This is a genomic window from Streptomyces sp. NPDC044704, assembly GCF_056433525.1.
The window spans coordinates 448,515-461,269 of sequence record NZ_JBWKGY010000005.1; the positions used below are offsets into that span (position 1 = coordinate 448,515).

13 protein-coding genes are annotated in these 12,755 nt (G+C 74.1%); 5 read left to right on the forward strand and 8 right to left on the reverse strand.

The window, feature by feature from the left end; genetic code table 11:
- Positions 1 to 183: 183 nt before the first annotated feature.
- The gene (locus tag AC07B0_RS15955; protein ID WP_478898422.1) at positions 184 to 1,443 is read right to left on the reverse strand and encodes an acyltransferase family protein; all 1,260 of its coding nucleotides are present in this window, start codon (positions 1,441 to 1,443) and stop codon (positions 184 to 186) included.
- Positions 1,436 to 2,431: an alpha/beta hydrolase gene (locus tag AC07B0_RS15960; protein WP_478898424.1), complete on the reverse strand. Its 996-nt coding sequence runs from the start codon at positions 2,429 to 2,431 to the stop codon at positions 1,436 to 1,438. Before AC07B0_RS15960 ends, AC07B0_RS15955 begins: the two co-directional genes overlap by 8 nt.
- Positions 2,432 to 2,650: 219 nt before the next feature.
- On the opposite strand from AC07B0_RS15960, the gene AC07B0_RS15965 reads away from it, so the two are divergent.
- Entirely contained in the window at positions 2,651 to 3,130 is a 480-nt protein-coding gene (locus AC07B0_RS15965; protein ID WP_467295713.1) for an HIT family protein, read from the forward strand.
- A gap of 32 nt (positions 3,131 to 3,162) precedes the next feature.
- On the opposite strand, the gene AC07B0_RS15970 is transcribed toward AC07B0_RS15965, so the two are convergent.
- From AC07B0_RS15970 to AC07B0_RS15990, 5 genes are all read right to left on the reverse strand, one after another.
- Complete coding sequence (locus AC07B0_RS15970) at positions 3,163 to 3,837, reverse strand: LysE family translocator (RefSeq protein ID WP_478898426.1); 675 nt, start codon at positions 3,835 to 3,837, stop codon at positions 3,163 to 3,165.
- 5 nt (positions 3,838 to 3,842) lie between these two features.
- A complete protein-coding gene (locus AC07B0_RS15975) occupies positions 3,843 to 4,253 on the reverse strand; it encodes a nuclear transport factor 2 family protein (protein ID WP_478898428.1) in 411 nt (136 codons plus the stop codon).
- Positions 4,254 to 4,334: 81 nt separating this feature from the next.
- Complete coding sequence (locus AC07B0_RS15980) at positions 4,335 to 5,930, reverse strand: serine/threonine-protein kinase (protein ID WP_478898430.1); 1,596 nt, start codon at positions 5,928 to 5,930, stop codon at positions 4,335 to 4,337.
- A gap of 596 nt (positions 5,931 to 6,526) precedes the next feature.
- Positions 6,527 to 7,033: a MarR family winged helix-turn-helix transcriptional regulator gene (locus AC07B0_RS15985; RefSeq protein WP_478898432.1), complete on the reverse strand. Its 507-nt coding sequence runs from the start codon at positions 7,031 to 7,033 to the stop codon at positions 6,527 to 6,529.
- On the reverse strand, positions 7,026 to 7,655 hold the full coding sequence (locus AC07B0_RS15990) for a type 1 glutamine amidotransferase family protein (RefSeq protein WP_356884254.1): 630 nt from the start codon (positions 7,653 to 7,655) through the stop codon (positions 7,026 to 7,028). The genes AC07B0_RS15985 and AC07B0_RS15990 overlap by 8 nt, the downstream gene beginning before the upstream one ends.
- A 194-nt stretch (positions 7,656 to 7,849) precedes the next feature.
- Here AC07B0_RS15990 and AC07B0_RS15995 point away from each other — a divergent pair, with 194 nt between their 5' ends.
- From AC07B0_RS15995 to AC07B0_RS16005, 3 genes are all read left to right on the forward strand, one after another.
- Positions 7,850 to 9,202, forward strand: coding sequence for an aminotransferase class III-fold pyridoxal phosphate-dependent enzyme (locus AC07B0_RS15995; RefSeq protein WP_478898434.1), 1,353 nt, complete (start codon positions 7,850 to 7,852; stop codon positions 9,200 to 9,202).
- A 108-nt stretch (positions 9,203 to 9,310) separates the two neighbouring features.
- Complete coding sequence (locus tag AC07B0_RS16000) at positions 9,311 to 9,976, forward strand: GntR family transcriptional regulator (protein WP_356884250.1); 666 nt, start codon at positions 9,311 to 9,313, stop codon at positions 9,974 to 9,976.
- A gap of 123 nt (positions 9,977 to 10,099) precedes the next feature.
- On the forward strand, positions 10,100 to 10,750 hold the full coding sequence (locus tag AC07B0_RS16005) for a hypothetical protein (protein ID WP_356884248.1): 651 nt from the start codon (positions 10,100 to 10,102) through the stop codon (positions 10,748 to 10,750).
- Positions 10,751 to 11,402: 652 nt separating this feature from the next.
- Here AC07B0_RS16005 and AC07B0_RS16010 read toward each other — a convergent pair.
- Positions 11,403 to 12,134, reverse strand: coding sequence for an SLATT domain-containing protein (locus AC07B0_RS16010; protein WP_467295702.1), 732 nt, complete (start codon positions 12,132 to 12,134; stop codon positions 11,403 to 11,405).
- Positions 12,135 to 12,390: 256 nt separating this feature from the next.
- On the opposite strand from AC07B0_RS16010, the gene AC07B0_RS16015 reads away from it, so the two are divergent.
- Positions 12,391 to 12,735 (forward strand): YbaB/EbfC family nucleoid-associated protein, encoded by a 345-nt coding sequence (locus AC07B0_RS16015; protein WP_356872852.1) that lies wholly within the window; start codon positions 12,391 to 12,393, stop codon positions 12,733 to 12,735.
- The last annotated feature ends 20 nt before the right edge of the window (positions 12,736 to 12,755 follow it).

Below are 12,755 nucleotides of genomic sequence, written 5' to 3' on the forward strand. Positions count from 1 at the left end.
CTGGGCCGGGCGTGTGCTCGGGGGTCGGTCTTGGCGACAGGGCTGGGGTCGGGTTCAGGGACGGGTGCGGGCCCAGGCACAGGGCTGAGCTCGGGGCAAACGCGGGGTCGGGGCCAGGCCCGGGCTGGGCCGGGCTGGGACGGGCCGGAGCGGTACGGGGACGGGGCGGGGTCATGGTTTGGGTTAGGGGCGGGGGGTGGTCGCAGTCGGTACGGGTATCGGCGGGGGCGTGGGTATCGGCACGGTTCGGACGGGGCGCGGGGTTGTGCGAGCGGGCCCGGACGTGCGCGGCAAGGTGCTGCCGGGCGGCGCCGTGCGCGGGGGCCGGGGTCGCTCATGGGCGCGGAACGCGGCCCAGCAGACGGCCAGCGCCGCCGCGAACACCGGGAGCCACAGCAGCCGGGCCCCGATCCAGGACACCGAGCCCGGCACGGTGTGCAGCCCGGGCAGTCCGGAGGAGAACGACAACCCGACGGCGGTGACGGCCATCATGGCGGTCTGGTGCCAGAGGAAGACGGTCATCGCCGACATGTTCAGCAGCGCCACCACAGCCCAACTCCGGGGCCGGCTCAGGGCCCGCGCCAGCGGTGCGCGGAGGAGCAGGGCCAGGCCGCACTGGGCGAGACCGAAGGTGACGGCGGCCAGCGTGGGCGGGTTCAGATTGGAGACCGCCGCCCCGGGGACCCCCACCATGGACGCCGGGTATCCGCACCACAGGACCAGGGCCGCCGTGGTGGCCGCCCCACCGACAGCCAGGAGCACGGCCCGACGGAGTCCGGTGAGCAGGCCCCGGGACCAGGCGATCCCTGCGGTGTAGGGGACGAGCCAGCCGGCCGCGAGGTTGATCCAGCCGGTCCACTCGGGCCCGCCGAAGCCGAACCGCCACACGTCCACGCCCACCACCACGGCCAGCGGGACCACCGGGGAGAGCCGTGCGACGAGCGGGGTGGCCGCGGTGAGCGCGGCGAACACCAGCAGGAACCACAGCGGCGACCACACCAGCTTGAGCAGCGTCGTAACGGTGTCCAACTGAGCCCCGCCGAGCAGCATCCCGCCCGCGGCGAGGGCCCACAGGCCGAGCACCGCGGCCACCGGCCGGAACAGCCGGCCGAGGCGCTGCCCGACCCAGGTGCCGTACGGGACCTCGCGTGCTCGCGCCGAGGCGAGGCTCCGGGCCGCGACGTGACCGCCGACCAGGAAGAACACGGCCAGGGTCTGGAACACCCAGGAGACCGGGGCCAGCCAGGGCATGTGAGCCAGCGGGCTGCCGGTCTTGAGGCCACCCTCGGCGGTGGTGGTCAGCGCGGTGACCAGCCAGTGTCCGAGGACCACCCCGAGGATCGCGAGGGCCCGCAGGGCGTCCACGGACCGGTCCCGGTGGTCGGGGGTGGCCCGGTCGACGCGGTCCACGAGGGCGGACCAGCGGGCGGAGAGCCTACGCACGGCGGGCCTCCACGGGGGTGGCCGGAGAAGGGCCGGCGGGAGACGGGGGGCCGAGGACGATGCGGGCCAGGGCGTCGAGGGAAGCGGTGCCCGGCTTCAGGTAGTCGCTGTGACCGGCGGAGCCCGCGTCGAAGGCCTGCGCCCCGAACGCCGGGTCCACGGGATCGGTACCGAACCCGAGCGGTCCGAGCCGCACGTGGGGGACCCCGCCGATCCAGTCCTCGCTGCCCCGCCCGGCCCAGACCCGGGCCCCGGTCGGCAGGTCGGCGGCGGCCCCGGCCCCCGTGCCCGGGCTGCCGAACAGGGCCATGTCGGTCACGCCGGGTCCGGTCTCGGTGCGGGCGCAGACGACGGAGCCGTAGGAGTGGCAGAGGAGCGAGATCCGGGCCCCGTCGGCGGTCAGGGTCCGCAACCGGGAGAGGAAGGGGCCCAGTTCGTGGGCGGCCCGGTCGGCGCGCCGGGCGGTCAGGACGGTGGTGCTGACCGTGCCCGGGGTGTCATACCCGAGCCAGGCGATCACGGCGGAACGCGGATGATCGGCCTGGAGGCGCTGCTGGAGGGCGAACGCCCCCTCACGGAAGCGCTGGTAGGTGTCCAGGGTGGTGTCGGAGCCGGGTACCAGGACCGCTATCCGGTCGGCGGTGTCCAGGTCGCCGAGCACCTCGACGGCGAGCCCCCGCCCCCTGCCGTCGAAGGCGAGGAACCGGGACGCGGAACCGGCCCGCTCCGCCCCGTCGGCTGAAGTCACGGCCATGGCCCGGAGTTTCGCGGCCCGGTCCCCGCGGCCCGCGTCCTGCGCCATCCGGGCCGCCTCCGCCAGGTTGCCGAGGTTGGCGGCGTACCTCTCCTGCGCGCTCGCGGAGTCCGCGAAGGCCAGGGGCCCGGGAGCGGGCACCAGCGGGGACGCGGCGGCGGACACGGGGAACGCGACGGCCGCGGCGACGAGGCCGGCCAGCAGAGTACGGCGGATGCGGCTGCCCTTGCTCATGACGCGTTCCCTCTTCCCTGTCCTGCGGTCTTGACCGGGCAAGCACCCGCTCTGGTACCGAAGTTAGGGATCAAGGACCCTCGTCGGCGTCACGCTACGGAGCCGCCTTCGCGCGTAGCTCTCAGGTATGACGAGCCCTACCCGAGAGCCATCCGCAGGCCCGTGTCGAGCGTCTGCCGAGGCTGCCGCGCCCGCCGGGCCGTCCGTTAGGGTCCGGGAATGACCAAGATCGACTGGCGAAAAGACCGCATCGGCAGCGCGCACCGGGGGGAGAACCCCACCGTCCTGCGCCGCCTCGACTCGGGCTTCGCGGCCATCGGAGACCGGCAGTTCCTGCCCGGGTACACCGTGCTGCTCACCGACGACCCCACCGTGACCCGGCTCTCCGAACTGCCGCCGGCGCGCCGGATCGCATACCTCACCGACCTGGAGCGGCTCGCCGAGGCCGTCGAGCGGGCCTGCGCGCGCCTCGACCCGGCCTTTCGCCGCGTGAACATCGAGATCCTGGGCAACACCGACCCGTACCTGCACGCCCACATCTGGCCGCGCTACGACTGGGAGCCCGACGACATCGTCCGGCGGCCGGTCTGGCTCTACGAGGACGAGGAGTTCTGGCGCGGAGACCGGTACGCGCTGGCTCCCCGCCACGACGCGGTACGCGCCGCCATCGCCGAGGAGCTCGACCGGCTCGTGGGGTAGCCCGCCTGTTGGGGGAGGGCCCTACGCGGGAGCTACGTCGTCGACGTCGCCACGCGCACGCCGAAGCCGATCAGGACGATGCCCGTCACCCGGTCCATCGTCCGGCGGACGCGCGGGCGCGCGAAGTACTGCCGGGCGCGGGACAGCACGTAGACGTAGGTGCTCAGCCAGGCCACGGTCAGCAGGACGTGGACCAGGACCAGGAGCGCCATTCCCGCCGCCGGGGGCAGGCCCTCCGGGGCGAGGGTGGGCAGCAGGCCGGTGTAGAACACGGCGATCTTCGGGTTGAGGGCGTTGGCGACCAGCCCGGTCCGCCAGGCGCCGGCCGTTCCGCCGCGCTCGCCCCCGCCGGCGGCGCCGCCCGTGCCCGGCTCGCTGCTGGTGCCCGGCTCGGTACCCATGTCCGCTGCCGGTTCCGTGCCCGCGCCCGGCCGGCGCAGGGACTGGATGCCGAGGAAGCACAGGTACGCGGCCCCCGCGAGCTTCACCACCAGGTACACCTCGGCCGAGGCGGCGAGCAGTGCGGCGAGCCCGGCGACGGTCAGGGCGCCCCAGAGCAGCAGCCCGACGGCGATCCCGCCGACCGTGCGCAGCCCGTCGGCCCGCCCGCGCGAGACGGCCCGCCTGGTCACGATCGCCATGTCCGGTCCGGGTACGACGGTCAGCAGGGCCAGTACCCCGGTCGCGGCGACGAGTTGTGTGAGCACGCGGCTCAGTCTGCCACCAGCGGCTCGACGTATCCGGCTCTCCAGCGGGGTGCCGGGTCCTGGCCGGGGCTGGTCCAGTACTCGCGGGCGCCGACGATCTCCCCGTCCCGCACGGTCCACAGGGACACGGCCCGGTAGAGGACGTGGTCCTCGGGTATCTCCACCTCGGTGACGACGAGATCCCCGTCCGCGAGGATGCGCAGGACCTCCACCGGTCCGGTGGTCCTCTCGTCCGCGCCGCCGTCCGCGACGCCTTCGTCACGGAGGACGGCGATGAAGTTGGCCCGGCCGACGATGCGTTCGCCGCTGACCGGCCATTCGATGACGGCGTCCTCGGCGATGAGCCCGGTCACGCCGTCCCAGTCGCGTGCCTCGATCCGCTCCCACAGTTGTGCCACTACCCTCAACGGCTCCATGTGCCGCAGTGTGCGACGGGCCGCTCGCACGCAACAAGCTTTGCTTGCAGGCTTATTGACTTCGACACAATCGACCGGTGGCTACTCCCGGTGATACGTGAGAGGGGGAATCGATGCCTCCTCCAGCTCGCGCCGGAGGGTGCCGTCGGGCAGCAGGCGCAGTCGGCTCGGGCTGCCGGACGTGCAGGTCGGAGGGTGGCCGGAGACGACGGCGGAGGCGTCGAGTTCCACGGGATCGGGGGCCTTGCGCAGGGGCGCTCGCCAGGAGCAGACGTAGCCCGGGTTCTCGACGCGCAGGGTCATGACGGGGTCGCCGACGGAGCCGGGAGCGAGGGTAAGGCGCCAGGTCGAGGTTCCGGAGGTGGCACGCCAGGTACCGGTGTACGCCTCGGGCAGTACGCCGGGGGAGGTTCCGGCGGGGCTTCCGGTGGGAGGCGCGCTCCGGCTCCCGGCCGAAGGGACGTCGGACTGCGGGCCGCCCACGCCGACGGCCGGGGACGGCACGGGGGAGCGCGGCGCCGGGTCGGTGCTCATGACGGCGTACACCGTGCCGCCGGCCGCTATGGCGACGACGACGGCGACCACCAGCAGGAACACCGTCGACGCCGTGTGCGGGCGGGACGAAGCTTCGGGGGCGGCCGGCGCGTAGGCGTACGTGGCGGGCTGGGGCCGGCGGGCGGGAGCCGGTGCGGGTGTGGGCGGGGGCGGCGGTGCCGGTGCGGGGTCGGGTGCGCGGTCCGGGCCGCCGTCCTCGCGCTGGAGGAGCTGGGCGGCGTGCCGCCCGAGCTGTGCCACCAGCGGCGCGGGAAGCCAGGGCTCCGAGGTCCGTTCGTCGGCGACGGTGTCCCCCGCGCCGATCCGCGCCAGGATCGCCGCCGGATCCGGTCGCGCGGCGGGATCCTTGTGCAGGCAGTCCGCGACGAGTGCGCGCAGGTCCGCCGGCACGCCGTCCAGATCCGGTTCCGCTTCGATGACGCGGAGCAGGAGGCCGGCGCCGCCGCCGGGGTGCTCCGCGTCCCCGAAGGGCAGCCGGCCGGTGGCGGCGTAGGCCAGGACGGCGCCGAGGCAGAACACGTCGACGGCGGGGGTGACGGGCCCGCCGAGCACCTGTTCCGGGGCCATGAAGCCGGGGGAGCCGATGAGTTCGCCGGTCCGGGTGAGGCCCGCGTCGGGGCTTCCCGGGGGTCGCTGCGGGGGCCGGGCGATGCCGAAGTCGATGACGCGGGGGCCGTCGACGGTCAGCAGGACGTTGGACGGCTTCAGGTCCCGGTGGATGAGTCCGGCGCGGTGGATGTCCTGGAGGGCGCGGGCCAGACCGGAGGCGAGGATCCGCACGGTGCGGGCGGGGAGGGGACCGAAGTCGTGCGCGACGGCCTGGCGCAGGCTGGGACCGGCGATGTAGCCGGTGGCGAACCAGGGGACCTCGGCCTCGGTGTCGGCTTCGAGGACGGGGGCCGTCCAGGCCCCGCCGACGCGGCGGGCGGCGGCGACCTCGTGGCGGAACCTGCTGCGGAACTCCTCGCGGAGGGCCAGGGCGGGGTGGACGAGCTTCACGGCGACGGTACGGCCCCGGTCGGACCGGGCGAGGTACACCTGGCCCATGCCGCCGGCGCCGAGGCGGGACAGGAGACGGTAGGGGCCGATGTGGTGCGGGTCGGCGGGGTGCAGCTGTTCCATCGCCGGGTGGTCCTTCCCCCTGACACTGGCCGGACGGGCCGAGCGTAATGCGGTGGGCTCCGCAGGGGGAGGGACGGTTCCGGCCGTGGGGGCGGTTGCGGTTGGCCTGGCCGGCCGGGATCCGGATGCGGGTGCGGCGCCGTTGCCGGGTGGCGCTGCCCCCGGACCCCCGTGCCTCAAACGCCGGCGGGGCTGGGTGGTGCGGCGGGGCTCCAGGCGCGAGCGGGCTGTGCGTGGCCGGAGCCCGGCGGGCCGGAGCCCGGAGGGGTGGGGCTGGATGGGCCGGGCTGCGTCCGCGCCTGCGGATGCGGGTGGGGCGCCGTTGCCGGGGGCGCTGCCCCCGGACCCCCGCGCCTCAAACGCCGGCGGGGCTGGGTGGTGCGGCGGGGCTCCAGGCGCGAGCAGGCTGTGCGGGGTCGGGGCCCGGCGGGGCCGGACGTGCCGCTGGCGCGAGACCGGGTGTGCGGGAGGTCCGGTGAGGTCGCGAGGCCGGGTGTGCGGGAGGTCCGATGGGGTCGGGAAGCCGGGTGTGCGGGAGGGCCGGGGGGTCAGGAAACCAGGTGTGTGGGAGGGCCGGTGGTGTCGGGAAGCCGGGGTCAGGGGCGTGAGGTGATGGTCGTCAGGGCCGTCGCGAGGCGTTCCAGGGTTCGGGCCGTTTCCGCGAAGGCGGTTTCGCCCAGTTCCTCGGCGAGGCGGGTGGCGAGTGCGGCGTGGCCGGGGTTGATGCGGGCGATCGCGGCGCGGCCCTCCTCGGTCGGGCGCAGCAGCTTCGCGCGCCGGTGGGCCGGGTTCGGGACGTACTCGGCGAGTCCCTTCGCGGCGAGCAGGTCCGCGATGCGCTGCACGCTCTGGCGGGTGATGCCCATGGACCGGGCGATGCCCGCGACCGGCAGCGGTTCCCGCAGTACGGCGCCCAGCACCTGCCACCACGCGGCCGTCAGCCCGGCCGGGCGGGCCAGTTCCTCCGAGATGGCGAGGAACTGGCCGTTCAGCTGGAACACCCCGAGCGCGGTGCGGCTCAGCAGGTCCTGCCGCTCCCGAGGGGAGAGGGGGGACGCGGGGGACGGTCCGGCCGCCTCCCCGAGGGGCAGTGGTTCAGGCATCGCCGGCCTCGCCCGCCGCCATCAGCACCGGGTACGCGCTCTCGTCGGAGTGGTGGAAGAGCCGGTACCAGGCGTCGAGTACGTCCGGCTTGTACACGTCGAGGCGGGCGAAGACCTCGCGGGCGAAGGCCACCGGCTCCGTCGGGCCCGCCGTGATCAGGTCGCCGTCGGTGACGGCGTCCGCGTCGACGTACTGCCCTGCGCCGCCGTAGCCGGGCTGTTCCGCCAGGTAGAAGGAGACCGCGCTGGTGTGCCGGCGGTCGTCCAGCAGGCCTTCCCGGGCGAGCCCCGCCGTGGCTCCGCAGATCGCCGCGACCGGTACTCCGGCCGCCAGGAACTCGCGGGCCTTCGCCGCGAAGGGGGCCAGGTCGTCACCGGTGTCCCACAGCGAGGCGCCCGTGAGGATCAGCAGCGAGGAGTCTTCGGGCCGCAGTTCGGCGAGGGAGAGGTCGGGCTGGACGCGGAGGCCGCCCATGGTGGTGACCGGCAGTCCGGCGGCGGGGCCGACCGTACGGACCTCGTGGCCGCGCTGGGTGAGGTGCGCGGTGGTGTGGCCGGTCTCCCAGTCCGCGTAGGTGTCGTAGACCGCGAGGTGGACGGGCTTGCGGGGGGTCTCGCTCATGGTGCTCGCCTCCAGCTGTGTAGGGCCGTACCGGGCCGATGACAAGAGACTGTCATTTCGACAGTGTGCTGTCAATGGGGGGAGTGGTGGGCGGCGGGCGGACGCGGTCGGCAGACAGACTGCCGAGGGCGGCCCCCCACCCCCATACAGTCCGCCGATGTCCCTTCCCACCTGCGCACTTCTAGCGTGACCGCATGATCCCTCATGTCACCGGCGCGACCGTGAAGGCCGCCGACCGCGCTCACGTCTTCCACTCGTGGTCCGCCCAGGCCCTGATCGACCCGCTCGCCGTCGCCGGTGCCGAGGGGTCGTACTTCTGGGACTACGACGGGAACCGCTTCCTCGACTTCTCCTCCCAGCTCGTCAACACCAACATCGGCCACCAGCACCCCAAGGTGGTCGCGGCCGTGCAGGAGCAGGCCGGCCGGCTCTGCACCCTCGCCCCCGGCTTCGCCGTGGACGTCCGCTCCGAGGCCGCACGCCTCATCGCCGAGCGGACCCCCGGGGACCTCGACAAGATCTTCTTCACCAACGGCGGCGCCGAGGCCGTGGAGAACGCCGTACGGATGGCCCGTCTGCACACCGGCCGCCAGAAGGTGCTGTCCACCTACCGCTCCTACCACGGGGCCACCGCCGCCGCGATCAACCTGACCGGCGACCCGCGCCGCTGGCCCTCGGACACCGCCTCGGCCGGAGTCGTGCACTTCTGGGGTCCCTTCCTCTACCGCTCCCCCTTCCACGCCGCCACGGAGGCCGAGGAGTGCGAGCGCGCCCTCGCCCACCTCGCCGACACCCTCGCCTTCGAGGGCCCGCAGACCGTCGCCGCGATCATCCTGGAGTCGGTGCCCGGCACCGCCGGGATCATGACCCCGCCCCCCGGCTACCTGGCCGGCGTGCGCGAGCTCTGCGACCGCCACGGCATCGTCTTCATCCTGGACGAGGTCATGTCGGGCTTCGGCCGCACCGGCAAGTGGTTCGCCGCCGAGCACTGGGACGTCACCCCGGACCTGATCACCTTCGCCAAGGGGGTCAACAGCGGGTACGTCCCGCTCGGCGGCGTCGCCGTCTCCGCCGCCATCGCCGAGACCTTCGCCACCCGCCCCTACCCGGGCGGACTGACGTACTCCGGGCATCCGCTGGCCTGCGCCGCCGCCGTCGCGACGATCAACACGATGGAGGAGGAGGGCATCGTCGCGAACGCCGCCCACATCGGGGAGAACGTGATCGGTCCGGCGCTCGCCGAGATCGCCGAGCGGCACCCGTCGGTCGGTGAGGTCCGGGGCCTGGGGACCTTCTGGGCCCTGGAACTCGTACGGGACAAGGAGACGCGCGAGCCGCTCGTGCCGTACAACGCGGCGGGCGCGGCGAACGCGCCGATGGCCGAGTTCGCGGCGGCCTGCAAGGCGTCCGGCCTGTGGCCCTTCGTCAACATGAACCGGACGCACGTCGTTCCCCCGTGCACGGTCACGGAGGCCGAGGCCAAGGAGGGCCTCGCGCTGCTCGACGAGGCGCTGACCGTCGCCGACCGGCACACCACCGGAGGCTGAGCGTCCGTATAACGGTCGGTATATCCGCATACCGGCCACGAACCGTTCGGTTTCGGCCGCGCTGCCTGGCCTAAGGTGTCCGAAGTTCTATGGAGGAGACGGACCCCTATGCCAGGCAGCGGAGGTGTCACCCGCAACACCCTTCGGCAGCAGATCGCGGACGCACTGCGTGACGAGGTGCTCGCGGGACGTCTCCCGCCGGGCACCGAGTTCACGGTCAAGCAGATCGCCGAGCAGTACGAGGTCTCCGCGACCCCGGTGCGCGAGGCACTCGTGGACCTCGCCGCACAGGGGCTGCTGGAGTCCGCCACGCACCGGGGGTTCCGGGTCCGCGTCTACTCCGTCGACGACTTCCGGGGCATGATCGAGGCGCGGACGCTGATACTGGACGGCATCTTCCGCCGGCTCGTCGAACGCGGTACCGCGCACGGGTCCGGCGAAATGCTGGTGTCCGTGCGGCGCCGGGCCGAGGAGGCCCGCCGGGCCGCGCAGAGCGGTTCGCTCGAAGTGCTGATCGGCTACGACCTGCGGTTCTGGCGGGAGCTGAGCGGGCTCGTCGGCAACACGTACATCTCCGAGTTCCTGCACCGGATCAGGGTGCAGTGCTGGGTCTTCTCCGTGCCGTACCTCCAGGGTGCGCCGGAGCTGCGGACCGCGCTGTGGGACGGGCACAACGAGCTCGTCGACGCGGTGACGCTGGCGGACGCCGACGAGGTGCGGCGCATCGTGCGCGCGTACAACCAGCACGGGCTGGACTGGGCCGCCGGGCTCTGAGCGCGGCGTCGCGTCACGTCGGGGCCCCGGTCTTTGCGCACCCCTTCGCGGAGCGTGTCCGGCACACTACGCTGACCGGATCAGTGGCAATCGACACGACTGATCCGACTGATCGGAGCCCGCGTGGCCTGTGACCTGTGGCTGGTCCCCCTTGTCGATGTGCTGTGCCACAGCCCCGACAATCCCTTCGCGGAGGAAATCGCCTCGTACGACAAGGCGCTGGGCGAGGCGGGGCTGCCGTCCGTGCCCGTGTTCGCGTACATGCCGGGCCTGAGCGGGGACGTGGCCCCGGTGGCCGGCTTCGACTACGACGCCCTGCACTTCCTGCGGCGGGCGTACCTGCTCCAGATCTGCGGGCTGCCGGTGACGCCGGTGGACGAGCTGGGCGGGGACTACGAGCAGCTGCTGGAGATGTTCGAGCCCACGGCCCAGCAGTCGCACCTGGTGTGGCACTACGACCACGCGGGGGCCTACGTTCCGGTGGACTTCGCGGCTCCGCTGGCCAACGAGGAGCTGCTGGCCGGGGGCGGGCCGCTGGGGTCGGCGCAGGGGCTGCTGCGGGAGCTCGTGGTGGTCGCCCCGGCGATCGGGATAGACCCGGGGAACCCGCCCGCCGCGCCGGCGCCGCCGGGGCGGCCGACGTCGCTGGAGGAGTCGGCGGGGCCGATCCCGTACGACGAGAGTCCCTTCGCGCGGGAGCGGCACGTGTGGCTGGGGCTGCATGCGGCGGCTACGCGGAGTCTGGGGCAGGGGTCGATGATCATCTTCAGCTGACGCCGGGTTCCGGTGGCGGGTGGGGGTGGGGGTGGGTGTTGTTCCCGGGCCGGGCCGGCCCGGTGCCGGTGGCTGTGGGCCGCTGGGTCGGTGGGGCGGGTGCGGGGGGTGGTGCCGCTGCGCGGTGCAGCTCCCCGCCCCGCCCTTCCTCCGTTCCCCGGGCTCCGCCCGGACCCGTGCGGGTGCGGCGCCGCTGCCGGGGGCTCCGCCCCCGGACCCCCGCGCCTCAAACGCCGGCGAGGCTGGGATGGGGCGGCGAGCCCGGGACCCGCCTGTGCCGGCGGGGCTGGGGTCGGCGGCGAAGCCGCAGCCCGCGCGCCGGCGGGGCCTGCGGCGGGCGGCGAGCCCGGAGTCCGCGCCCTGCGGGGCCTGCGGTGGGCGGCGAGCCCGGGACCCGCCTGTGCCGGAGGGGCTGGGATGGGGCGGCGAAGCCGGAGCCCGCGCGCCGGCGGCGAGGCCGGCCCGCCTGCACCGGTGGGGCCGGAGTGGCAAGGCGGGCCGGAGCACGCACGTGCCGGCACCGGTGGGGGTGGGCGGCGAGCCCGGGGCACGCATGTGCCGGCGGGGCAAGGCAGGCCGGAGCCGCCCGTACCGGCAGTGGTGGGGCGGGGCAGGCCAGAGCCCGCTCGTACTGGCAGTGGTGGGGCGGGGTTCAGCGGGGTTGTTCCGGGGGGCGTTGGCGGGGCATGTTCGGGCGGGTGCCCGGGGGGAGGGGGAAGCGGGTCGGGGGGATGCCGGGGTCGGGGCGGCCCGGGGAGCCGGCCAGGGACTGCATCACCAGCGGGGCCGGGCCCGCGCGGAACTCGACCATCCAGTCCGCGGTCTCCGAGCGCACGAGCTCCGTCACGTCCTCCGAGAAGCGCCGCAGCACGGTCAGGCAGCGCTCGGCGGCCTCGCTCGCGGTGCCCTCGGTCGGGCCCAGGACCTCCCGTACGTTCTCGGATGCCCAGTCGAACTGCAGCGTCTGGAGGCGCCTCTGCACCGCCTGCGCCGTCGCCACGTCCCGCATCCACCCCGAGGTGAGCCCGAAGAACCGGTCGCAGGCCAGGCAGGCGGCCGCGAGCAGCAGGCACAGGTACCCGTAGGAGGCCGCTCCCGGGATCGAGCCCGTCAGCTCCAGCAGCGGCATCGCGGCGCCCGTGACGGCGCCCGCGGCCGCGCCCGCGCGCAGGGCCCGCGCGCCCCGGCGCTTCCACGCCCGGTCGGACAGGTACCACTCGGCGGTGCGCAGCGCGTCCGCCTCCACCCGCCGGTAGAGCTCGTCGAGCCGCTCCGCGGGTTCGCCCCAGTCCCCGAGCGGGAACGGTCGGCCGGTCAGGTCGCCGTCGCCGTCCTCTGCGGGATCCCGGGGTGGCCCCTCGGGCTGCATCTCCGGCTGACTCACCCGGCACTCCCTCTGCCTGCGCTGACGTGTGGTGGTGCGCGTGTGCGTAATGGTGCGCATGCTCTTCCTACCTTCGAATGACACGCGATGGACGACGAATCCCCGGTTTTCCGCCCGCAAGGAGGGCCCCATCAGGTCCGTGCACGTCCCGTCTCTCACTCGAAAGAGTTGGTCCTCCCGGCGTAGGGCGCGGCGCGCGGGGAGCACGTAGGCTCGGATTGACCAAGCGTTCCTACGGTGACGGAGTGAGTGCCCAGTGATTCCCGGTGGTGGCCAGCCCGACATGCAGCAGCTGCTCCAGCAAGCCCAGAAGATGCAGCAGGACCTCGCCGCGGCCCAGGAGGAGCTGGCCCGGGCCGAGGTCGAGGGCCAGTCCGGCGGCGGGCTGGTCAAGGCGACCGTCACCGGTTCCGGTGAACTGCTGGCCCTGGTGATCGACCCGAAGGCCGTGGACCCGGAGGACACCGAGACCCTGGCCGACCTGGTCGTCGCCGCGGTGCAGGCGGCCAACGAGAACGCGCAGGCGCTCCAGGAGCAGAGGATGGGCCCGCTCGCCCAGATGCTGGGCGGCGGCAGCGGCATCCCCGGCCTGCCGTTCTAGCCGTTCCTCCGCAGTCCGGC